Below are 21306 nucleotides of genomic sequence, written 5' to 3'. Positions count from 1 at the left end.
CGTTGTCGATGCGGCGTCCAGGGCGTTCAGGCCTTGACCAGCTCCCGCAGCAGCGGCGTGCGTCGGATGACCCAGGCCAAGCCGAAGCTGAGCGGCAGGGCCAACCCGCCCAGAAGCAGGAACTTCGCCAGGGCCGGAGCCTGCACCGGCTCCAGCAGGCGACCGAGCCCGACCACCAGCGGGGAGTGGAACACATAGACCGCAAAGGCGCTGTCGGCGAGCCACTTGAGCAGCGATCCCGTCTTCTCCCACCTGCCGCGCAGCACCGTGACCAGTCCCAGGGTCATGCAGACCCCGGACACGGATTCCCAGGCGGACATGAACAGGCTCTGCCAAGTGGGGCCGCCGAAGTACGGCCCCAGTCCGCCCGCCCCCAGCGCGTTCCAGACCGCCGCGCCGAACACCGGAATCCCGGCCGCGGCCACCAGCAGGCACCGCCCGCCGAAACGGGGGTCCAGGGTCCGCAGCCAGTCGTTCTTGTGAGCCGCCAAACCGAGGGCGAAGAGCAGGATGTACTGGGTGAAGAAGCAGAGTTGCATGTTCAGCACCGCAGTCCCAATGGGCCAGCGCAGGCGGACGAGGAAGGTTCCGGCCGCGCAAAGCAGGGCCAGCCCCACGGCCAGGCCCGGCCGGAAGGCCCGGACCGGCGCCTGGGCCGCCGAAGGACGGACCGCGCGCAGGCCCGCATAGACGAAGCAGAACAACATCAAGGCCAGGGCGAACCACATGGGGCCGCTGCCGCTGAGCACGGACAGGTTCCCCATGTAGACCAGCCAGTATTGCGACAGCGTACATCTGGACTGAATACCGTTCATGTCGGCCAGGGTGTGGACGATGAACGGGTTGATGAGCACCATGTAGAAGAGCGCGGGCGCGCCCAGGCGTCCGAAACGGCCCAGAATGAACTCGCGCGGGCCTTTCCGAACCAGGGAGGCCCGGGCGTAGTATCCGGCCAGGAAAAAGAGCAGCCCCATGAAGAAGGATTGGCTGAACCCTTGAAATACGATGAAGGACAAAAGAGAGACCGGCCCCTGGGGCACGGGGTCCGTAAAGTACCAGTTGCCCACGCCGCTGTAGGTCACGGAGCAGTGGACCAGAACCACAAGGACGATCATGGCCAACCGCAGATTGTCCACGTAAAGCAGTCGCCGCCGCTCAGCCATGCGCCGGATCCTTTCCGCCGTCCGGCGGTCTGGTTCAACGATTTCCCGAACCGTGGCCGCCGTATAGCATGAGCAGGCCTTCGGAAACAAGGCGGTCGACGAAGGGCTTCAAAAACTCCCCGCGGCGCACCGGGCCGCCAGCCGCCCCAAAAGCCGGAGGCCCGCGTCGGCGCGCTCGTCGATGAGCGCCCCGGCGTTGAGGCGGATGTAGTTGCTGAAGCGGTCTTGGGTGGAGAAGACGTTGCCCGGGGAGATGCCGATGCCCTCGGCCCGGGCGCGGTAGAAGAGGTCCACGGAATCCACGCCGCCGGGAAGCTCCAGCCAGAGCACGCAGCCGCCCTGGGGCCGGGTGACGCGCGTGCCCGCCGGAAAGTAGCGCGAGAGCAGATGCCGGATGGTCCGGGTCTGGGCCTCCAGGGCCGAACGCAGGCGGCGCAGATGCCGGTCGTAGCGGCCCTCGGCCAGATACTGGGCCACGGCCATCTGGTTCGGGGTGGCCGTGGCCACGCTGGAGCTGAATTTCACGTCCAGGGCCCGTTCCAGGAAACGGCCCGGGATGATCCAGCCCACGCGCCAGCCCGGGCAAAGTGTCTTGGAGAACGAGGAGCACTGGAGCACGAGGCCCCGGCGGTCCCACTTCTTGAAGCCCGCCGGGCGGGTTGGCCCGAAGTGAAGGTCGCCGTAGACGTCGTCCTCAACGAGGGGGATGTCGCGCTCGGCCAGGATGTCCACGATCTCGGCCTTGGCCTCCTCGGGCAGGAGCGCGCCGTCCGGGTTGTTGAAGTTCGGGGTCAGGATGCAGCAGCGCAGGTCGAAGCGGTCCACGGCCTCGCGCACCTGGGCCGGGCTGATGCCCGTGTCCGGGGAGGACGGGGCCTCGATGACCCGCAGGCCGAGGTTTTCCAGGAGCTGCAGGAAACAGTGGTAGGTGGGCGACTGGACCAGCACGGCGTCGCCCGGCCGGGTCAGGGCCCGCAGCGCGATATGCAGGGCCTCGATGGCCCCGGAGGTGACGAGCACGTCCTCGGGCCGGACTTCCGCGCCCCACTCCTGGGCCCGGTAGGCGATCTGGCGGCGCAGGGCCGTGAGCCCGTGCACCGGGGTGTAGTTCAGGGCCGCCAGGGGATCGTCGCGCAGCACCCGGGCCAGAACGCGGGTGAGATGGGCCTCGTGCAGCAGGCGTTCCTCGGGCCCGGCCACGCCGAAAGGCACGAGGTCGCGGTCGCCGACCACGGTGAGCACCATGCGGATGAGCGCCTGGCGGTTCACCGGCCGGGGCTCCTGGGGCGGGGCCGAGGGCCGCGCCGGAGCCGAGAGCTGGGCCCGACCCTCGCGCAGGAAATAGCCCGAACGCGGCCGGGAGAGGAGCACGCCACGACGTTCCAGTTCCTCGTAGGCGTGGCCCACGGTGGCCAGGCTGACCCCGGCGGCCCGGCTCATGGCCCGCAGCGACGGCGCGCGGCCACCGGGAACGAGCCGCCCGGACTCGATCATGTCCAGGATGCGCCGCCCCACGGCCCGGTAGCGGAATTCTCCGCCCTGCCCCGCCCCGGCCATTCTCCCCTCCAAACTGTTATGGTTGTTTTTTATGAAAACTGTATCTGTTCTGGTGACAGATTTCGTGGTTGAGTGCAAGCCGTGGACGACACTCGACCCCGGAGGAACGATCAGATGGATGACGCCCGCGCCCTGCCCGCCCCGGGCTCATGGCCGGAGATCCTGTCCGGCGCGCGGCAGGCCCTGCCCATCGTTCTGGGCTATCTGCCGGTGGGCTTCGCCTTCGGCGTGCTGGCCCTCAAGGCCGGAATGACTCCCCTGGCGGCGGCGCTCACGTCCGTGTTCGTCTTCGCCGGGTCGGCCCAGCTCATCGCCACGAGCCTGCTGGCCGCCGGGGCCCCGGCCCTGACCATCGTGCTGACCACCTTCGTGGTCAATCTGCGCCATGTGCTCATGTCCGCGGCCCTGTCCCCGCACCTGCGCGACTGGAGCCGTCCGGGAGTGGCCTGGTTCTGCGCCCAGCTCACGGACGAGACCTTCGCCCTGCACGCCTCGCGCTTCGCCCAGGGCCGGACGTCCAAGGCCGAAACCCTGGCCATCAACGCCACGGCCCATTCGGCCTGGATCACCGGCTCGATCCTCGGCGCGTTCTGCGGCGGGCTCATCGGCGACGTGAAGCCCCTGGGCCTGGACTTCGCCCTCTCGGCCATGTTCCTGGCCCTGTTGGCCGGGCAGGTCGGAACCCGCCCCCGCCAGGCCACGGCCGTGGCGGCCGCCGGCTTCTCGACCCTCTTCCTCTCGCTTGGATTCGGCCACTGGGGCGTCATCGCGGCCTGCGTTCTGGCCGCCACCCTCGGCTGCGGAGTGGAGACATGGACCAGAAAGTGATCGCCCTGATCATCACGGGCATGGCCCTGGTGACCTACCTGCCGCGCATGATTCCGGCCATGGCCCTGTCCAGCCGGAGGCTCAACCCCCTGGTGGAGCGCTGGCTCTCGCACGTCCCGGCGGCCATCCTGGCGGCCTTGCTGGCCCCCTCGCTGCTGGCCCCGGAGGGCCGCATCCAGGCCTCGGCCGACAACCTCTTCCTCTGGATCGCCGTGCCCTGCTTCATCCTGGCCATCAAGACCAAGAGCTTCTTCGGCGTGGTGGCCCTGGGCATGGGCCTGCTGGCCGTGGCCCGGCTCTTCATCTGAAAAAAAGGGCGCCCCTTCGGACGCCCTTTCCATCTCTTACACCCCCGCCCCTCCGGGTGGAATCTCGAAGACCGCGTCGTCGTCGCGGTCCTGGATCACCCGGGCCCCGGCGGGCACGTCGCGGGTGAGCCAGACGTTGCCGCCGATGACCGCGCCCTTGCCCACGGTCACCCGGCCGAGGATGGTCGCACCGGAGTAGATGATCACGTCATCCTCCACGATGGGGTGCCGGGGCTGGCCCTTGATGAGCGCGCCGCTGGGATCCTTTGGGAAGCTCTTTGCCCCCAGGGTCACGCCCTGGTAGAGGCGCACGTTCCGGCCGATGACGCAGGTCTCGCCGATGACCACGCCGGTGCCGTGGTCGATGAAGAAGTGCTCCCCGATGCGCGCGCCCGGATGGATGTCGATGCCCGTGGCCGAGTGGGCCATCTCCGTGAGGATGCGCGGGATGAGGTCCACGCCCAGCTCGAACAGTTCGTGGGCGATGCGGTAGTGGGTCAGCGTGGTGATGCTCGGGTAGCAGAAGATGGTCTCGCCCGGGCTGCGTGAGGCCGGGTCGCCGGTGTAGGCCGCCTGCACGTCCGTGGCCAGCAGGGCGCGGATGTCCGGCAGCCGGTCCAGGAACTTCGCGGACAGGGTGTTGGCCCGCTCCTCGCAATCCACGCAACCGCCGCCCTCGTCGCGGTCGCAGAAGAAGCAATGGCCGCGCTTGACCTGCTCGGAGAGCAGCCGGGCCACGATGTCCAGGTTGGCCCCGATGTGGTAGCGCATGGACTCCTGGCTCACGTCCGAGTCCCCGAAGTAGCCGGGGAAGAGCACGGCCCGCAGCCGCTCCATGATCTCCCGCAGGGCCGGGATGGAGGGCATGGGCTGGTCGTGCAGGGGGCGGTGATAGACCGCCGAGTAGGAGGCGGGATCGCAGAGCCGCTCGACCACTTTGGCCAGGGCCGGGCGACCGTTGCCGTTGCCGTTCGTGCTCATGGGTTCAGTCCTGGTCCTGGTAGAGGGCGGTGGAGAGATAGCGTTCGGCCGTGTCGCAGACCACGAAGACCACGAGCTTGCCCGCGTTCTCCGACCGCCGCGCCAGCTCCAGGGCGGCGAAGGCGTTGGCCCCGGAGGAGATGCCGCAGAGGATGGCCTCCTCGCGGATGAGCCGCCGGGCCGTGGTCAGGGCTTGTTCGTTGGTCACGCGGAATATCTCGTCGAGCACCGAGCGGTCGAGCGCCTCGGGCACGAAGCCCGCGCCGATGCCCTGGATGACGTGCGGTCCGGCAGCGCCGCCCGAAAGCACGGGCGAGGCGTCCGGCTCCACGGCCACGGCCCGGATGCCGGGATTGCGGGCCTTGAGCCCCTGGGCCACGCCGGTGATGGTGCCGCCGGACCCAACTCCGGCCACGAAGATATCGATGGTCCCGTCCGTATCGGCCCAGATCTCCTCGGCCGTGGTCGCGCGGTGCGCGGCCGGGTTGGCCGGGTTCTTGAATTGCTGGGGGATGAACGAGCCCGGGATTTCCGCCGCCAGCTCCTCGGCCCGGGACACGGCCCCGGACATGCCCTGGGCCGCCGGGGTGAGCACCAGCTCGGCCCCGAAGCCCTTGAGCAGCACCCGGCGTTCCCGGCTCATGCTCTCGGGCATGGTCAGGATGAGCCGGTAGCCGCGCACGGCGCAGACGAAGGCCAGGCCCACGCCGGTGTTGCCGCTGGTGGGCTCGATGATGGTGGCCCCGGGCTTGATGCGGCCCTCGGCCTCGGCCGCCCGGATCATGTTCAGACCGATGCGGTCCTTGACCGAGGAACAGGGGTTGAAGAACTCCAGCTTGGCCGCCACGCGGGCCACGCAGCCTTCGTTCAGACGGTTCAAAAAGACCAGCGGGGTGTGCCCCACCAGTTCAGTCATGTCCTTGGCGATGCGCATGTCGTGCCCCCCGGTTCAGTGGCTGTGGGTGGAGCAGAAGGCCGCGGCCTCGCCCTCCTTGCCGGAGAACGGGGAGAGTTGGCGCAGCCGCGCGATGATCGGCGGCAGTTCCTTGAGCACCAGGTCGACGTCCGCGTCGCTCGTGTAACGCGAGAGCGAGAAACGGATGGAGCCGTGGGCGAAGGTGAAGGGCACGCCCATGGCCCGCAGCACGTGCGAAGGTTCCAAGCTGCCCGAGGTGCAGGCCGAGCCTGAGCTGGCGCAGATGCCGAAGCGGTCCATGAGCAGGAGGATGGCCTCGCCCTCCACGTACTTGAAGGCGATGGACAGGGTGTTGGGCAGGCGCTCGGCCCCGCCGCCGTTGATCCGGGAGTCCGGGACGGCCTCCAACAGCCCCCGCTCCAAACGGTCGCGCAAAGCCCGCACCCGGGTGTTCTCTTCCTCGATGTGCCCGGTGGCCAGTTCAACGGCACGGCCCAGGCCGACGATGGAGGTGATGTTCTCGGTGCCCGCGCGGCGGCCGTGCTCCTGGTGGCCTCCCACCAGGAAGGGCCGGAACGGCGTCCCCTTGCGCACGTAGAGCACGCCCACGCCCTTGGGCGCGTGCAGCTTGTGGCCGGAGAGGGCCAGGAAGTCCACCGGCAATGTGGAAAGGTCGATGGGCAGCTTGCCCACGGCCTGCACCGCGTCGGTGTGCAGAAGCACGCCCCGCGACTTCACGATCGCCGCGACCTCCGGCAGCGGGAAGATCACGCCGGTCTCGTTGTTGGCGTACATCACCGAGACGATGGCCGTGTCTTTCCGAAGGCTCTTCTCCAGTTCGTCGAGGTCCAGGCGGCCGTCCTCGTCCACGCCCAGATACGTGACCTCGCAGCCCTTGGTCTCCAGGTGCTGGCAGAGGCTCAGCACGGCCGGATGCTCCACCCGGGTGGTCACGATGTGCCGTTTCTCGGGCTGGGACTCCAGGGCCGAGCGGATGGCCGTGTTGTCGGACTCCGTGCCGCAGGCGGTGAAGATGATCTCCGAGGGGTCGCAGGAAAGACCCTCGGCCACCTGGGCCCTGGCCTTGCGCAGGTGCTCGGCCACCGCGCCGCCGAAGGAGTGCATGCTGGAGGGGTTGCCGTACTGTTCGCAGAAGAACGGCAACATGGCCGAAAGCACCTCGGGAGCCACCTGGGTGGTGGCGTTGTTGTCGAGATAGACCGGCTTCACGGGCGCACCTCCTCGATCCGGATGTCCGGGTCCACGGCCTCCTGGAGGCGTTTCTCCACCAGGCCCTTGAGGGTCAGGTGGCTGGACGGGCAGCCCACGCAGGCCCCGCGCAACGAGACCACAACCTTGACGCCCTCGATGTCCACCAACTCAATGTCCCCGCCGTCCTTTTTGAGCGCCGGGCGGATCTCCTCGTCGATGATCCGGGTCACCTGGGTCATACGCTGGATGTTGGTCATCCGCCTGCCGCCCGGTGCGGCCGAGGCCATGCGCGCCCGCTCGTCGGCCAGGATCGACTCCAACTCCGGCGCGCACTCGCCGCAACCGCCGCCCGCCTTGGTGAAGTTGGTGATGTCCTCCACGGTCTTCAGGTCGTTCTCGCGGATGGCCCGGCGGATGGTCTCCTCGGTGACGCCGAAGCACTTGCAGACCAGACGGCCCTCGGCGGCCGGGGACGGGGCGGCCTCGCCGCGCCAGTTCTTCAGCGCGGCGGCCAGGGCCTCCTCGCCCATGACCGAGCAGTGCATCTTCTCCTTGGGCAGGCCGCCCAGGTAGGCGGCGATGTCCTTGTTGGTCAGCTTCTCGGCCTCGGCCACGGTCTTGCCCTTCAATATCTCGGTGAGCACCGAGCTGGAGGCGATGGCGCTGGCGCAGCCGAAGGTCTGGAAACGGGCGTCCTGAATCACGCCCTTGTCGTCGATCTTCAGAAAGAGGCGCAGGGCGTCGCCGCAGGCCAGACTGCCCACCTCGCCGACCGCGCTCGGATTCTCCATCTCGCCCGCGTTGCGCGGGTTGAGAAAGTGGTCCATGACTTTATCGGTATATTCCCACATGCTGATCCTCCGCGCGCGGTTTTGTCCTCCGCGCGTCGTTCCAACATAGTGCGGTCCGGGGAAAAGACAACGACTCAGGTCAAAAAAATCCCGCCCGGGGCACCGCCCTCCCCGTCCAGGGGCCGGGAGCACTCCGGCCCGTCCTGGCGGGGGTTGTTCACAGCCGGCCCCACGTGGTGAGCCGCCAGTTCCGGCGGCGGGAAGGACTCCAGGAGCGCGGTGATGCGCGAGTCGGCCTGGAGGTTCGGGGCCAGCCAATCGCCGTAGGCCGATGGCGGCGGAATCACGGGCATGCGTTCGTGGATTTCCCGGGCGAGGCCCACGGCCTCACGGGTGAGCACCACGCAGGTCTCCAGGATTTCTCCGCCCGGCCCCTGCCAGGACTCCCAGAGCCCGGCCAGGGCGAACAGGCCGTCGCCCTCCAGGTGAAGGAACCAGGGCTGTTTGCGACCGGACAGCGCCCGCCACTCGTAGAACCCGTCCGCCGGAATGAGGCAGCGGCGGTGGCGGTAGGCGGCGCGGAAGGCGGGCTTGGCCGGGGCGGTCTCGCAGCGGGCGTTGATGAGCCGCGCGCCGATCGAGGCGTCCTTGGCCCAGAACGGCACGAGACCCCAGCGGGTCAGACGCATGTGGCGGCGGCCCGAGGCCTCGGCGGCCACGATCTCCACCAGCTGGCCCGGGGCGATGTTGTGGCGCGCGGGAGCGCCGGGAACCTTGTCCAGGCCGAAGTGCTCGGCCAACCGGGGTCTTGGGGCCCGCAGGGCGAATCGTCCGCACATGGCCCGAATGTACGTCCGCCGGGCTTCCCACGCAAGACCGCTTCCTTGACGGGGCGCGCCGATCCTGCAATATCATCAGGCATCGCCCTCAAACCCGCGAGGATGCCCATGACGCCGCAGATCGAGAAAAAGGACGACCCGGGCGGCTGGTTCCTGCCCGAGGACACCCGCACGGCCCTGACCGAACTCTTCGCCACATTTCAGACCCCGGTGGATATGGAGGTCTTCACCGCCTCCGGCGTGAACGACTCGTACAACGATTTCGCGCGCACATTCATCACCGACCTGACCCGGCTCTCGCCCAAGGTCCGGGCTCGCTTCCTCAACCTGGACTCGGACGAGGCCCGGAAACGCGGCGTGGACCGCTCGCCCACGATCCTTCTGGCCCCGAACCGCATTTCCGTGCGCTTCACCGGGGCCCCGGCCGGGGAGGAGGGCCGGACCTTCATGACCGCCCTGATCCTGGCCTCGACGGGCAAGAGCGGCCTCTCGGACCTCTCCCGCGAACTCCTGGCCAAGCTCACGGAAAAGCGCGACCCGCGCGTCTTCGTCACCCCGGCCTGCCCCTACTGCCCGGGCCAGGCACTGGCCGCGATCAAGTGCGCCGTGGAACGGCCGGACCTCGTCTCGGCCGAAATCGTGGAGATCGACGAGAACCCGGACCTGGCCGAACGCCACAACGTGGGCTCCGTGCCCCACACCCTGTTCGGCGAAGACCATGCCGCCCTGGGACTCATGCCCGAGGAGCGCTTCGTGGTCGAGCTGGTGACGCTCCAGGACGCCTCGGAGTTCCTGGGCGAAATGGCGGCCCAGACCCAAGGCCCGACGCCGGAGCGGGTGGACCTGGCCATTGTGGGCGCGGGCCCGGCCGGGCTCTCGGCGGCCATCTACGCCGCCCGTAGCGGCCTGTCGGCCGTGGTTCTGGAGGGCGGCCCCATCGGCGGCCAGGTGAGCCTGACCCCGACAGTGGAGAACTACCCCGGCTTCGCCTCGGTGCCGGGCAAGAAGCTCATGGAGATCATGGCCGCCCACGCCCGGGAATACACGCATATCGTGACCGACGCCCAGGTGGAGGACGCGGCCGAGGAAAACGGCCGTTTCGAACTGCGCACGCGCAAGGGAACCTTCTCGGCCCGGGCCGTGCTCCTGGCCACCGGCGCGGCCTACCGCGCTCTCGGAGCTCCCGGCGAGGACCGCTACCGGGGCTTCGGCGTAAGCTTTTGCTCCTCCTGCGACGGCTACCTCTACAAGGGTAGGCGGGCGGTGGTCGTCGGTGGCGGCAACACCGCGCTCACCGACGCCCTGCACCTCAAGCACCTGGGCGTGGAGACGACCATCATCCACCGCCGGGACGCCTTCCGGGCCGAGAAGCACCTCCAGGACTCCGCGGCGCGCGAGGGCATCGGCGTGCGTTTCAACAGCGAGGTGGTCGAGATCACGGGCGACGACAAGAAGGTCACGGCCGTGCGCGTGCGCGACAACGCCGCGGGGACCACGGCGGACCTGCCCACGGACGCGGTGTTCATCGCCGTGGGGCATGTGCCGAACAACGATCTGGCCAAGAAACTGGAACTGGAGCTGGACGGAGGCGGGTTCGTGAGCGTGGACCGGGCCATGCGGACCAGCAGGCCGCGCGTCTACGCCGCGGGCGACCTCACCGGCGGAAGCATGCAGATCGTCACGGCCGTGAGCGAGGGCTCCCTGGCCGCGCTCTCGGCCTTCGAGGACCTGGGCAAGCCATACTGGAAGGAGGGAGGCGGAGGAGATTCAGCGGGCGATTGAGCGCGTTTCCCACAAGCCGTCCAAATCCGTCAGGGCAGCCAGGCCCGCAGGGCCCGCTCGGCCAGCCGGGAGAATCGGGGCAGCCACTCCCAGACGCCGTAGGCCAGGCCGCCCAGGAGCAGCCCCAGGCCCAGAAGCAGAAGGCGGGTGGAGCCGCGCGGGGAACTCATGGCCGGAACCTACCGCCCGGCGGGGGTTGCGGCAAGCCCCCTTTGACCGGCCCGTGGTTTTGCCGTATGTGCTTGCTTGGCCGAGAGGCCCGTATTCCCAAGACTTCCCCTTTCGAGGTGCCCATATGACCGACGTGATCCAGAAGCCCGAAGCCCCGCTCAACTTCATCCGCGCCATCGTGGAGGCCGACATCAAGGCCGGCAAGAACGGCGGCCGCGTGCAGACCCGTTTTCCTCCCGAACCCAACGGCTATCTGCACATCGGGCACGCCAAGTCCATCTGCCTGAACTTCGGCATCGCCCGCGATTACAACGGCGTGTGCAGCCTGCGCTTCGACGACACCAACCCGTCCAAGGAAGAGGTGGAATACGTCGAGAGCATCGAGGAGGACGCCCGCTGGCTCGGTGCGGACTGGGGCGCGAACCGCTTCTTCGCCTCGGACTACTTCGAGCGAATCTACGCCTGCGCCGAGCGGCTCATCGAGATGGGCAAGGCCTACGTGGACGACCAGAGCGCCGAGCAGATCCGCGAGAACCGGGGCACCCTCACCGCCCCCGGCGTGAACAGCCCTTGGCGCGAGCGCACCCCGGAGGAGAACCTGGACCTCTTCCGGCGCATGCGCGCGGGCGAGTTCGAGGAGGGTTCGCGGGTGCTGCGGGCCAAGATCGACATGGCCGCCGCCAACGTGGTCATGCGCGACCCCGCGCTCTACCGCATCAAGAAGGCCCATCACCACCGCACGGGCGATGCGTGGTGCATCTACCCCATGTACGACTTCGCCCACTGCCTGTCGGACGCCATCGAAGGCGTGACCCACTCCGTCTGCACCCTGGAATTCGAGAACAACCGCGAACTCTATGACTGGGTCCTGGACACCCTGGGTTTCGATCCCCGGCCCCGGCAGTACGAATTCGCCCGCCTGAACCTCACCCGCACCGTGCTCTCCAAGCGCAAGCTCATCCAACTCGTGCAGGAAGGCCACGTGACGGGCTGGGACGACCCGCGCATGCCGACCATTTCCGGCCTGCGCCGCCGGGGCTACACCCCGGAGGCCGTGCGCGACTTCTGTGAGCGCATCGGCGTGGCCCGCTCCGAGAACACCGTGGACGTGGCCCTGCTGGAACACTGCGTACGCGAGGATCTGAACAAACGCGCGGCGCGGCGCATGGCCGTGCTGAAACCCCTCAAACTGGTCGTCGAGAACTACCCCGAGGACCAGGTGGAGGAGTTCGCGCTCCAGAACAACCCCGAGGACGAGCGCGCCGGAACCCGCACCGCGCCCTTCTCCAAGGTGCTCTGGATCGAGCGTGACGACTTCCGCCAGACCCCACCGCCCAAGTACTTCCGCCTGGCTCCCGGCCAGGAGGTGCGTCTGCGCGGGGCCTACTACGTGACCTGCACCGGCTTCTCCGCCGACGACTCCGGCGAGGTCACGGAGGTGCGCTGCACCTACGACCCGGCCACCAGGGGCGGCTGGTCCCAGGACGGCCGCAAGGTCAAGGGCACCATCCACTGGGTCAGCGCGGCCCACGCCGTGGAGGCCGAGGTCCGGCTCTACGACTTCCTGTTCACCGTGGACAATCCGAGCGCGGACAAGGACTTCAAGACCCACCTCAACCCCGACTCCCTGGAGACGCTCGCGGGCTGCAAGCTGGAGCCCGCCCTGGACGAGGCCCGGCCCGGGGACCGCTTCCAGTTCGAACGCCTGGGCTACTTCACGGCCGACGCCAAGGACTGCAGGCCCGGAGCGCTGGTCTTCAACCGCACGGCCACCCTGCGCGACACCTGGGCCAAGATCGAAAAGAAAGGCTGATTGCCGGACCCCGGACGGACAGCCGACGCACACGTGAAGAAGGCGGCCCGCCGCGCCTGGTTTTCCCACAACGGGAGACCGGGGCGGCGGGCTTCTTCGTCCGTCTCGCGCGGACGAAAAAAGGAGCCTCGACCCACGGCACGGCGATTGGCAGGGCGGGACGGGGATGCTATGTTTCCCAAAACATATCGTGTCCCCGGACCCCGAAAACCACAAGGAGGGCGGTCATGAAACGGCTGGCGGCTTCGTTGGCGATCCTGGCGATCCTGGCACTTTCCGCCCGCGCCCAGCCCGCTCCGGGCTCCTTCCTGGCCGACATGGAGCTGAGCGGTCCACTGACGCCGGAACAGGCTGCCTCTCTCGGCATTTCCAAGGACGCGCGGACCTTCCGCCTCTCCCAGGTCAAGGCCGAGTTTCTGTTGCTGGAGATCTTCAGCATGTACTGCCCGCACTGCCAGCGCGAGGCGTCCCGGGTCAACGAGCTGGATGCGGCCCTCCGGTCCTCGCCCTGGGCCGGGCGCATCCTCCTGCTGGGCCTGGGCGCGGGAAATTCGTCCTTCGAGGTGGATGTCTTCCGCGAGCAGTACAAGATCCCCTTCCCCCTCTTCGCGGACCCGGACTTCACCATGCACAAGGCCCTTGGGCAGGTCGGCACCCCCTGCTTCATCCTCGTCGGGCTGCCGGGCGACGAACGCGGATTGCCGGTCCTGGACTCCCTGACTGGCGGATTCGGGGATACCAAAGCCTTTCTGGACCGGCTGGCGACCGCCGCCGGGCTCAAGAAGTGAGGCGCGGCCATGAAAAGAGCGCTCTGCTGCCTGTTGTTGACCGTCTGCCTGGCATCGGCATTACCGGCCCGGGCCGCCCTGCTCTCCCCTGAAAGCGTGTATGGGCTGGGCGAAATGAAACCCCGCGACAGCGCGTTGCGGGTCAAGGTGGGCGACATGGCCCCGGATTTCGCCCTGCCCGCGCTGGGCGGCGCGACGGTCCGGCTTTCGGATTACCGGGGCAAAAAGAACGTGGTCCTGTCCTTCGTGCCTGCGGCCTTCACCCCGGTCTGCTCGGACCAGTGGCCGGGGTACAACCTGGCCCGTCCTCTCTTCGAAAAACGCGACACCGTCCTGCTCGGCATCACCACCGACAACCTGCCCTCGCTGCACGCCTGGACCCTCCAGATGGGCGGCGTCTGGTTCCCGGTGCTCTCCGACTTCTGGCCCCACGGCCGGGTCGCCGGGGCCTACGGGGTGCTGCGCGGCGACGGCATGGCCGAACGGGCCCTCGTCGTCATCGACCGAAAGGGCGTCATCCGCTCCATCGACGTGAACGACATCAACCAGCGGCCCGAACTGGGCGAACTCATCCGCCGACTGGACGCGTTGCGATGAAACGGCTCGCTGTCTCCCTCGGCATCCTGCTGTGTCTTCTGGCGGCGACGGCCCAGGCGACGGGACAACCGCCCCCGCGGCAGATGGACCAGCGACGCCTCGAGGCCTTCCTCAGCGAACCCGTTCCGGCCCGGATGGTCTTCTTCATGGCCGCATGGTGCGCGCCCTGCCGCCAGGAACTGCCCGCGCTTCAGAGTCTCTGGCTCAAGTACGAGGGACGCGGGCTCGACCTCGCCGGGGTCAGCCTGGACATGGACCCCGGAGCCATGCGGGAATTGTTGAAACAGGTCGGGGGCGTGGGGTTTCCGGTCTACTGGGCCGGAGAAGAACCGATCATGCGGTACGGCCTCTCCGGCATACCGCTCCTGCTGATTTTCCAGAACGGTCGCGAGGTGGAACGCATCGCCGGCGCCAAGACCGAGGAGGAGCTGGAAGCCCTGATCCTCAAGGTTCTGAAACAGGCCGGTCGCTGAATCGCACAAAAGACAAGGGCCGCCGGGGGGCAGGGTATCCCCGGCGGCCTCTTGCGAAAGGCTCCTTGCGAAGCCTCAGACGGAGGTCATGCTGCGCACGGGCCGCAGGAGCTGAGCCAGGAGATCACGCCGCGTGGCGAATCTCATCTGCTCGGACGCCTGGGCCATCAGGGTCTTGGCGTAGAACTCCGGTTCCTCCACGGCCAGGAAGATGACCCGCACATCGTCGGCGTTCACCAACTGGGCCTTGGGCCACTTCTTCTTGACGCCGGCCAGCGACTTCTGGGCCAGCTTCAGCATCTCGTCCCGGTCGCCGAAGTTCATGGCGCCGGTGGGACAGGTCTTGACGCAGGCCGGAAGCATTCCGGCCCGAACCCGATCGGTGCACATGTCGCACTTGGACATGACCTTGGTGACCGGATCCTGGCGCGGGATGTCGTAGGGGCAGGCCCCGCGGATGATCTCGAAGTCCTCCTGGGCCGTGAGCGGGGTGAAGACCACCGCGCCGGTGGCCTGGTCGTGCAGGATCGAGCCTTCCACGCTGGAGGCCATCTTGCACGGCGGCTCCACACAGTGTCGGCACTGATCCGGCAGGAAGAACCAGCGCACCTTGCCCTTGTCCACGCGTTCCGAGAAGCGGACCACCTTCAAGGTATTGAAGGAGAGGTCCGCCGGATTCTGATGGGAGCCGGTGTTGACCGTCTTCTCCGCGGGCAGTTTCTTCCACTGCTTGCAGGAGACCTGGCAGCCCCGGCACGCCGTGCACTTGCTCAGATCGACGAAGAAGCTCTTACCGTTCATCTGCGACCTCCTTAGGCCTTCCTGACGTTGACCATGAAGGCCTTGGTCTCCGGGATGCCGGTGTTGGGATCACCGACCGAGGGACTCAGCAGGTTGGCGGAGTCGCCGCCGTCCTTGGGATGAATCCATCCGAAGTGCCACGGGATGCCGACCTGGTGCAGGGTCTGGCCCTGGACCTTGAACGGCTTGAGCCTCGGGGTCACGATGGCCACGGCCCAGAGCGAGCCGCGCAGGCTGGAGACGGTGACCTTGTCGCCGTTGGCGATGCCGCGCAGCTTGGCCAGTTCGGGCGAGATCTCGCAGAACATCTGCGGCTCGGCCTCGACGAGCCACGGCAGCCACCGGGTGAGCACGCCGGTCTGCCAGTGCTCGGTGACCCGGTAGGTGGAGCAGACGAAGGGGTAGCGGGGATCGCAGACCGCCTTGTCCTCGCCCTCGAAGGCGATGGCCGTGGGGTTGTGCAGCTGCTTGGAGAAGGGATGCCCGGACACCGGACACTCCAGGGGTTCGTAGTACTCCGGGAACGGGCCGTCGTTGAGGCCCGGGCCGAAGATCTGGCCGAATCCCTCCTTGGTCATGATGAAGGGATACTTCGCCTCCGGGGCCCAGGGGCCGTCCGGCACGTCGCCGATCCACTTCTTGTCCGCCGCGTTCCAGGAAACCACGGTCTTGGCCTGATCCCAGGGCTTGCCCGTCGGATCGCAGGAGGCGCGGTTGTAGAGGATGCGCCGGTTCACCGGCCAGCACCAGGACCAGTTGGGGAAGAGGCCGATGGCGGCCTGTTCGGGAGTCTGCTTCGTGTCGCGCAGGGCGGCCTTGTTCTTGTCCGTGTAGGAACCGGCGTAGAGCCAGTTGCCCGAGGTGGTGGAGCCGTCGGCCTGGAGCATGGCGAAGCTCGGAACCTGCTCACCCTTCTTGTAGACCTTGTCACCGATCGTCACGTCCTTGAGGAACGCGCCGTTGATCAGCCTGGCCGTGGCGTGCGGGTCGAACTCCCCGTGCTTGTTGGTCTTGTTCCAGGTGGCCTTGAGGATGGGCTCCGACAGAACGCCCTTCTCCTTTTTGTACAGGGCCTGAATTTCCTTGAACAGGTGAGCGATGATGTCGCCGTCCGGCTTGCTCTCGCCGTAGGGCGTCGGCCCGGCGTAGCGCCACTGCATCCAGCGGCCGGAGTTGGTGATGGAGCCTTCCTTTTCGATGGAGGCGGCGCAGGGCAGGAAGAAGACCTCGGTCTTGATGGTCTTGGGGTCCATGTCCGGGCCCTGCCAGAACCAGCCGGTCTCGTTCTCGAAGAGGTTGACGTTGACCATCCAGTCCAGGTTCGCGAGGGCCTTGCGGGTCTTGTTGGCGTTGGCCCCGGAACAGGCCGGGTTCATGCCCCAGGCGAAGAAGCCCTTGAACTGGCCCTTGCTCATCTTGTCGAAGAGCGCCAGCCAGGAGTATGCTCCGGACCCGCCCGGGTCGATCTTGGGCAACCAGGAGTAGGACTGCTCCGGCTCGGTCTCCTCCCACATGGACTTGAGGAAGCTGGCCATGTACTTGGGCCGGTTCTGCCACCAGTTGGCGCTCTTGGGATCCTTGGACACCGGCGTGTTCTTCTCGTTGTAGACCGCCAGACTGTCCAGGGCCGACGCCGGGGTGGGCAGGTAGCCGGGCAGGATGTGGAACAGCAGGCCCTGGTCCGTGGAGCCTTGGACGTTGGACTCGCCGCGCAGGGCGTTGACCCCGCCTCCGGCGATGCCGATGTTGCCCAGCAGGAGCTGGATCATGCACATGGCGCGGATGTTCTGCACGCCCACGGTGTGCTGGGTCCAGCCCATGGCGTAGAGGATCGTTCCGGCCTTGTCCCGTTTGCCCGTGGCCGCGTAGGCCTTGTACAGCTTGACCAGGTCGTCCTTGGGCATGCCGCTGATCCCGGCGACCTTCTTCAGGTCGTAACGGGCGTAGTGCTTCTTGAGCAACTGATAGACGCAACGCGGATCCTGAAGGGTGGGATCCTTCTTGGGCACGCCGTCGGCATCCACCTCGAAAGCCCAGTTGGACTTGTCGTAAGCCCTCTTCTGAGCGTCGTAGCCGGCGAAGAGCCCATCCTTGAATCCGAACTTGCCGGAGACCAGGAAGGAAGCGTTGGTGTAGTTGACGACGTAATCCTTGAAGATCAGGTCGTTGCTCAGGATGTAGTTGATCATGCCGCCGAGCACGGCGATGTCCGAGCCCGAGCGGAGCATGAAGTGCATGTCCGCCTTGGCCGAGGTGCGGGTGAAGCGCGGGTCCACGTGGACCACGGTGGAACCCCGTTCCTGGGCCTTGGTCACCCATTTCCAGCAGATGGGATGGTTTTCGGCAGGGTTGCTGCCCATGATGAGAATGCAATCACTGTTCTGGAAGTCGATCCAGTGATTGGTCATCGCGCCGCGTCCGAACGACTCTGCCAGAGCCGCCACAGTAGCGCTGTGTCAGATACGTGCCTGGTGCTCGATATACACCAGGCCGAGGCTCCGGAGCATGGCCTGGTAGGCCCAGCATTCCTCGTTGTCGAGGGCCGCCGAGCCGACGGAGGCGAGGTTGTTCACGCGGTTGACGATCTCGCCCTTGCCGTTCTTGGCGCTGAAACCGGCCTCGCGGGTGTCCTTGACCAGACGGGCGATGCGCTTGAGCGCCCAGTCCCAGGGCTTGGCCTCGAACTTGTCGGAATAAGGCGCGCGGTAAAGCACGGTCTTGGGCCGCTTGTCGTTCTCGGCCATCTGCCAGATGGCCGATCCCTTGGCGCACAGGGCGCCCTGATTGATCGGGTGATCCGGGTCGCCTTCCGTGTTGACGGCGCGTTTGCTGGAAAGCGAGGTGTTCACGATGAGCCCGCAGCCCACCGAGCAGTAGCAGCACACCGACGTGGTCTGCTTGCTCCACTCCGGCTTCAGGGCCTGGATGCGGTCGGCCGGCAGGGCCACGGGCCCCCCCGCCTTGCCCCGGGCCGCGCAACCGAGGCCCAGGCCGCCGAAGGCCGTGGTCACGGCTGTGGCGGCGCTGATCTTGAGGAAGTCCCTTCGCGTGACTGGCATGATTCCCTCCGGGTATGAAGGTTGCTCGACAACCCCGCGGGCCGCGTTTCCCCTCTTCCGCTCCGCCCACGAGATTCGCCGCGCACGCGCCTCCGCGTCGCGGCAACCGCCAAGGTCTGGTGCCAAAACAAACTCATAGCATCGAAAAGCCCCCATGCGCCCCCTGCGCACGTTAGGCAAGATGCTGTTTTACAAATGCATTCTCAAATTTTCATAAGAACGTATCATGACAATATAGATATTCCCCTTGGAGGCAAGTTTTCCGATCTTCAGCACGTTTTGGCACAAAGGTGAAAAAGAAACGGTCCCGTCGAACAGACGAGACCGCGGAAGCGAGGGGAAACGAAGAACGGGAGGGGGGCCGGTTCCGGCTATTCCCGAGGCTCGTAGATCTCGGCGCAGAGTTCCTTCCACTGGGGCAGATGCCCGGTGAGGCCCATGTGCTCGAGGTATTCCGGATCGGGGGGATGCTGGGCGTATTCCCGGTTGATGATCCGCAGTTCGTGTTCCAGGGCGTTGGCCGCATGCACGGCGGTGAGCGGGCTAAAGTCGCGGCCCACGCCCGCCAGCACGGGCTCGTGGTGGAAGGCCAGGGCGTCGACCACGGCCCCGGGCAGGTTCCAGAGTCCCAGGAGGTAGGCGCCCAACTCGGCGTGGGAGGTCTTCAGCACCTCGCGCTCCACCTCCCAGACCGTGCGATTCTCCCGCTGCACGGTGCGCAGCACGGCCAGGTATTCCTTTTCGAAGCGCGAGGCCAGGATGAGCTTGCCGATGTCGTGCAGCATGCCCGCGATGAAACACTCATCGACCATTTCCGGAGGCATGCCCTCGAACTTGGCGATGGCCGAGGCGATGCGCCCGGTGGCCAGGCTGTGGTCCACCAGCACGTCCATGGAGTAGCGTGGGAACCGGCTGAAATCGAAGACCGAGAAGAGGTGGGCGGAAAGGATCAGGCCCTTGACGATCTCAGTGCCCAGAAGGTTCACGGCCTGGACCGGGTTCGTCACCGGTCGGAAAAAGCCGAAGAAGGAGGAGTTGACCATCTTGAGGATGGCGGCGGTCATGGCCGGATCCTCGGAGATGATCGCCCCGATGCGACCCAGGGAGGAGTCCTTCCGGCGCACCTCCTCCACCACGCGCACATAGAGGTCCGGCACGCTCGGCAGGCTCTCGATGCGCGAGACGATGGCCTTGGCCGCCTCGTTGGTCAGGATGCGGCGCAGGTTGTAGGCTTTCTCCAGGGCCTCGCGAATGACGTCCGTGGAACAGGGCTTGGTCAGGAACTGGTGGGCCTGTTTCACCGACTTCATGACCATGTTGTAGTCAGCATGGCCCGAGAGCACGATGCGCACCACGTCCGGCCGGGACTCCTGGATGACCTTCAACAGTTCGCCGCCGTCCATGCCGGGCATGCGCAGGTCCGTGATGACCACATCCACCGGCTCCTGGGCCAGGACCATCAGGGCCTCGTCGCCGCTGCGGGCGAAATGCATGTCCCATTCCACGGTCATGGGGCGGAGCATGCGGCGCAGGGCGTCGAGCATGTTCTGCTCGTCATCGACGAAAAGAACGCATTTCTTCATGGGCGGCGATCCTCCGGACGGGGAGTCAGGGGCAGACGGATGGAGAAGCGGGTTCCCCGCCCCTCCTCGGAGGTGAAGGTGATGGTCCCGCCGTGCTTGTCCACCACGATGGAATGGGCGATGGCCAATCCCTGGCCCGTGCCGCGCCCCACCTCCTTGGTGGTGAAAAAGGGGTCGAAAACCCGCCCCTGGTCGCGCTTGGCGATGCCCACTCCGGTATCGGCCACCAGGATTTCGACGAAATCGCCGTCGCGGCGGGTGGAGACCGTGATCCGCCCCTTGCCGCCGCGCCCGCGCGCCGACTCCTCCACGGCCTGGGCCGCGTTGACGATGATGTTCAGAAAGACCTGGTTCAGATCCCCGGCCAGACAGCTCACCAGGGGCAGCCCCTCGTCGAAGTCCGTGACCACTTCCGCCACGTACTTCCATTCGTTGCGCGCCACCAGCAGGGCGTCCCGCAGGGCCTGGTTGAGGTCCACGTGGCGGCGCTCCTCCTGCTCGGGATGGGCGAACTTCTTCATCCCGCGCACAATGGCCGCCACCCGCTCCACCCCCTCCATGGACTGGCTGATGGCCAGGGGGATTTCGGACTCCAGGAAATCGAGGTCCGCCGCCGCGATGGCCGCCTCGATGCGCTCCAGGTGCGGGGCCGGATCCTCGCCCCGGCGCACGCCCTCCAGGCAGGCGAGGAACAGGCGCAAGACCCCGTCCATGCCCGCGAAGGACTGTTCCAGAAAACGAATGTTGTCGCCGATGTAGTGGATCGGGGTGTTGATCTCGTGGGCGATTCCCGAGGCCAGGCGGCCGATGGATTCCAGGCGCTGGGCGATGCCCATGAGCCGATCCCGTTTCCGCCGCTCGGACACGTCGTAGAAGAACAGGGCCAGCACCCGGGCGCCGCCGAGCACGTCGGCGTAGACGCTGCGCAAAAGCTGGATCGGCGGTCCATCCGGGCGGGGTATGGAGACTTCCTCGTGCAGCAGGCCGCGACCGTTCTTCGGCAGTCCGGCCAGCCCCCCGGCAGCCCCCAGCAGGGGCTCGAGGAGCTCGGGAAAAGGGCGGCCCAAGGCCTGATCGCGAGACGCGCCGAAAAGAACTTCGGCCCCCCGGGGCCATTCCAGGATGCGCAGGTCGTCAGCCGAGGCCAGGACCATCACCCCGCCGAGAAACTCCACCAGGGAACGGAAAAACCGGCGCGCGCCGCAATCGCCTCGCCCGGGCTCCTCCAGCAGATCCAGCAGTATCCGGCGCAGTTCCGCCGCATCGACGGAACGCGGCAGGTAGGCGCAGCGGCAGGGAAAGACGCGGCCTTGGGCGGACCAGCCCTCCGGCGTCAATAGAAGCACGGGAGGGCAGCCGGGAAGCGCCCTCACGGCCCGGGCCTGTTTCAGGGGCTCGTCATCGGTGGAGGAGAAGATCACGGCCGCGCGCCAGGGCGTTTCGCCCGCCTCCTGGCCGCCGGGAACAGTTAAAACCGCATCGGGCGCGAGATGCAGACCCGCCAGTGCTTCCTCCACGAACTTCAGGTCGGCGGCCTCGCGGGTCACCACAAGCAGACGGGGCGGAAGCGGCGTGGAGGCCTTTATCGGTGGGGCCGGACTGGGCATGCGAAACTCCGAACAGCCTGATCGACTTACGGAAGGC

19 protein-coding genes are annotated in these 21306 nt (G+C 67.2%); 7 read left to right on the top strand and 12 right to left on the bottom strand.

The genetic code is table 11. The features are described from left to right. Window positions 1-26 precede the first annotated feature (26 nt). A complete protein-coding gene (locus H587_RS0105570) occupies window positions 27-1163 on the bottom strand; it encodes an acyltransferase family protein (protein ID WP_027175427.1) in 1137 nt (378 codons plus the stop codon). Between the two features lie 108 nt (window positions 1164-1271). Next, a complete protein-coding gene (locus H587_RS0105565) occupies window positions 1272-2720 on the bottom strand; it encodes an aminotransferase-like domain-containing protein (RefSeq protein WP_027175426.1) in 1449 nt (482 codons plus the stop codon). A 114-nt stretch (window positions 2721-2834) separates the two neighbouring features. Here H587_RS0105565 and H587_RS0105560 point away from each other — a divergent pair, with 114 nt between their 5' ends. Together H587_RS0105560 and H587_RS0105555 are read left to right on the top strand one after the other, a co-directional pair. Then, window positions 2835-3548 carry an AzlC family ABC transporter permease gene (locus H587_RS0105560; protein WP_027175425.1) on the top strand — a complete coding sequence of 238 codons (714 nt, stop codon included), beginning with the start codon at window positions 2835-2837 and terminating at the stop codon, window positions 3546-3548. After that, window positions 3533-3856, top strand: a complete 324-nt coding sequence (locus H587_RS0105555) for an AzlD domain-containing protein (protein ID WP_027175424.1) — start codon at window positions 3533-3535, stop codon at window positions 3854-3856. Before H587_RS0105560 ends, H587_RS0105555 begins: the two co-directional genes overlap by 16 nt. Before the next feature lie 36 nt (window positions 3857-3892). On the opposite strand, the gene epsC is transcribed toward H587_RS0105555, so the two are convergent. The 5 genes from epsC to H587_RS17410 form a co-directional block, all read right to left on the bottom strand. Then, window positions 3893-4837 (bottom strand): serine O-acetyltransferase EpsC, encoded by a 945-nt coding sequence (gene epsC, locus H587_RS17415; RefSeq protein WP_051202469.1) that lies wholly within the window; start codon window positions 4835-4837, stop codon window positions 3893-3895. Window positions 4838-4841: 4 nt separating this feature from the next. After that, on the bottom strand, window positions 4842-5771 hold the full coding sequence (gene cysK, locus H587_RS0105545; protein ID WP_027175423.1) for a cysteine synthase A: 930 nt from the start codon (window positions 5769-5771) through the stop codon (window positions 4842-4844). Window positions 5772-5786: 15 nt separating this feature from the next. Then, window positions 5787-6983, bottom strand: a complete 1197-nt coding sequence (gene nifS / locus H587_RS0105540) for a cysteine desulfurase NifS (RefSeq protein WP_027175422.1) — start codon at window positions 6981-6983, stop codon at window positions 5787-5789. Next, window positions 6980-7816 carry a Fe-S cluster assembly protein NifU gene (gene nifU / locus H587_RS0105535; RefSeq protein WP_027175421.1) on the bottom strand — a complete coding sequence of 279 codons (837 nt, stop codon included), beginning with the start codon at window positions 7814-7816 and terminating at the stop codon, window positions 6980-6982. Before nifU ends, nifS begins: the two co-directional genes overlap by 4 nt. A gap of 74 nt (window positions 7817-7890) precedes the next feature. After that, window positions 7891-8595: an SOS response-associated peptidase gene (locus H587_RS17410; protein WP_051202468.1), complete on the bottom strand. Its 705-nt coding sequence runs from the start codon at window positions 8593-8595 to the stop codon at window positions 7891-7893. Window positions 8596-8703: 108 nt separating this feature from the next. Between H587_RS17410 and H587_RS0105525 the strand changes: the two genes are divergently transcribed. Then, window positions 8704-10377 (top strand): FAD-dependent oxidoreductase, encoded by a 1674-nt coding sequence (locus H587_RS0105525; protein WP_156904463.1) that lies wholly within the window; start codon window positions 8704-8706, stop codon window positions 10375-10377. Between the two features lie 29 nt (window positions 10378-10406). Here the strand turns inward: H587_RS0105525 and H587_RS20535 are convergent, their stop codons facing one another. Further along, on the bottom strand, window positions 10407-10547 hold the full coding sequence (locus H587_RS20535; RefSeq protein ID WP_156904462.1) for a hypothetical protein: 141 nt from the start codon (window positions 10545-10547) through the stop codon (window positions 10407-10409). 125 nt (window positions 10548-10672) lie between these two features. Between H587_RS20535 and H587_RS0105515 the strand changes: the two genes are divergently transcribed. The 4 genes from H587_RS0105515 (at window position 10673) to H587_RS0105500 (ending at window position 14219) form a co-directional block, all read left to right on the top strand. Next, a complete protein-coding gene (locus tag H587_RS0105515) occupies window positions 10673-12361 on the top strand; it encodes a glutamine--tRNA ligase/YqeY domain fusion protein (protein ID WP_027175419.1) in 1689 nt (562 codons plus the stop codon). Between the two features lie 227 nt (window positions 12362-12588). Then, window positions 12589-13149 carry a peroxiredoxin family protein gene (locus H587_RS17405; protein WP_034608623.1) on the top strand — a complete coding sequence of 187 codons (561 nt, stop codon included), beginning with the start codon at window positions 12589-12591 and terminating at the stop codon, window positions 13147-13149. Between the two features lie 9 nt (window positions 13150-13158). After that, window positions 13159-13746 (top strand): peroxiredoxin, encoded by a 588-nt coding sequence (locus H587_RS0105505; RefSeq protein WP_027175418.1) that lies wholly within the window; start codon window positions 13159-13161, stop codon window positions 13744-13746. Next, on the top strand, window positions 13743-14219 hold the full coding sequence (locus H587_RS0105500) for a TlpA family protein disulfide reductase (RefSeq protein ID WP_027175417.1): 477 nt from the start codon (window positions 13743-13745) through the stop codon (window positions 14217-14219). Before H587_RS0105505 ends, H587_RS0105500 begins: the two co-directional genes overlap by 4 nt. 75 nt (window positions 14220-14294) lie before the next feature. On the opposite strand, the gene H587_RS0105495 is transcribed toward H587_RS0105500, so the two are convergent. From H587_RS0105495 to H587_RS19560, 4 genes are all read right to left on the bottom strand, one after another. Then, window positions 14295-15020 (bottom strand): 4Fe-4S dicluster domain-containing protein, encoded by a 726-nt coding sequence (locus H587_RS0105495; RefSeq protein WP_027175416.1) that lies wholly within the window; start codon window positions 15018-15020, stop codon window positions 14295-14297. Between the two features lie 11 nt (window positions 15021-15031). Continuing rightward, complete coding sequence (gene fdnG / locus H587_RS0105490) at window positions 15032-18079, bottom strand: formate dehydrogenase-N subunit alpha (RefSeq protein WP_084630435.1); 3048 nt, start codon at window positions 18077-18079, stop codon at window positions 15032-15034. A 371-nt stretch (window positions 18080-18450) separates the two neighbouring features. Further along, on the bottom strand, window positions 18451-19662 hold the full coding sequence (locus tag H587_RS0105480; protein ID WP_027175413.1) for a response regulator: 1212 nt from the start codon (window positions 19660-19662) through the stop codon (window positions 18451-18453). After that, on the bottom strand, window positions 19659-21269 hold the full coding sequence (locus tag H587_RS19560) for a sensor histidine kinase (protein WP_051202467.1): 1611 nt from the start codon (window positions 21267-21269) through the stop codon (window positions 19659-19661). Before H587_RS19560 ends, H587_RS0105480 begins: the two co-directional genes overlap by 4 nt. Window positions 21270-21306 lie beyond the last annotated feature (37 nt).

Origin of the sequence: Desulfovibrio aminophilus DSM 12254 (assembly GCF_000422565.1) — a bacterium.
GTDB classification, from domain to species: domain Bacteria; phylum Desulfobacterota; class Desulfovibrionia; order Desulfovibrionales; family Desulfovibrionaceae; genus Aminidesulfovibrio; species Aminidesulfovibrio aminophilus.
Note: the sequence above shows the minus strand (reverse complement) of the source record. Positions and strands in the feature narration are given on the sequence as shown.

What these genes read in the sequence shown, in the direction of transcription:
- H587_RS0105570 (WP_027175427.1), bottom strand. Translation starts at nt 1,163, where the DNA reads ATGGCTGAGCGGCGGCGACTGCTTTACGTGGACAATCTGCGGTTGGCC.
- H587_RS0105565 (WP_027175426.1), bottom strand. Translation starts at nt 2,720, where the DNA reads ATGGCCGGGGCGGGGCAGGGCGGAGAATTCCGCTACCGGGCCGTGGGG.
- H587_RS0105560 (WP_027175425.1), top strand. Translation starts at nt 2,835, where the DNA reads ATGGATGACGCCCGCGCCCTGCCCGCCCCGGGCTCATGGCCGGAGATC.
- H587_RS0105555 (WP_027175424.1), top strand. Translation starts at nt 3,533, where the DNA reads ATGGACCAGAAAGTGATCGCCCTGATCATCACGGGCATGGCCCTGGTG.
- epsC (WP_051202469.1), bottom strand. Translation starts at nt 4,837, where the DNA reads ATGAGCACGAACGGCAACGGCAACGGTCGCCCGGCCCTGGCCAAAGTG.
- cysK (WP_027175423.1), bottom strand. Translation starts at nt 5,771, where the DNA reads ATGCGCATCGCCAAGGACATGACTGAACTGGTGGGGCACACCCCGCTG.
- nifU (WP_027175421.1), bottom strand. Translation starts at nt 7,816, where the DNA reads ATGTGGGAATATACCGATAAAGTCATGGACCACTTTCTCAACCCGCGC.
- H587_RS17410 (WP_051202468.1), bottom strand. Translation starts at nt 8,595, where the DNA reads ATGTGCGGACGATTCGCCCTGCGGGCCCCAAGACCCCGGTTGGCCGAG.
- H587_RS0105525 (WP_156904463.1), top strand. Translation starts at nt 8,704, where the DNA reads ATGACGCCGCAGATCGAGAAAAAGGACGACCCGGGCGGCTGGTTCCTG.
- H587_RS20535 (WP_156904462.1), bottom strand. Translation starts at nt 10,547, where the DNA reads ATGAGTTCCCCGCGCGGCTCCACCCGCCTTCTGCTTCTGGGCCTGGGG.
- H587_RS0105515 (WP_027175419.1), top strand. Translation starts at nt 10,673, where the DNA reads ATGACCGACGTGATCCAGAAGCCCGAAGCCCCGCTCAACTTCATCCGC.
- H587_RS17405 (WP_034608623.1), top strand. Translation starts at nt 12,589, where the DNA reads ATGAAACGGCTGGCGGCTTCGTTGGCGATCCTGGCGATCCTGGCACTT.
- H587_RS0105505 (WP_027175418.1), top strand. Translation starts at nt 13,159, where the DNA reads ATGAAAAGAGCGCTCTGCTGCCTGTTGTTGACCGTCTGCCTGGCATCG.
- H587_RS0105500 (WP_027175417.1), top strand. Translation starts at nt 13,743, where the DNA reads ATGAAACGGCTCGCTGTCTCCCTCGGCATCCTGCTGTGTCTTCTGGCG.
- H587_RS0105495 (WP_027175416.1), bottom strand. Translation starts at nt 15,020, where the DNA reads ATGAACGGTAAGAGCTTCTTCGTCGATCTGAGCAAGTGCACGGCGTGC.
- H587_RS0105480 (WP_027175413.1), bottom strand. Translation starts at nt 19,662, where the DNA reads ATGAAGAAATGCGTTCTTTTCGTCGATGACGAGCAGAACATGCTCGAC.
- H587_RS19560 (WP_051202467.1), bottom strand. Translation starts at nt 21,269, where the DNA reads ATGCCCAGTCCGGCCCCACCGATAAAGGCCTCCACGCCGCTTCCGCCC.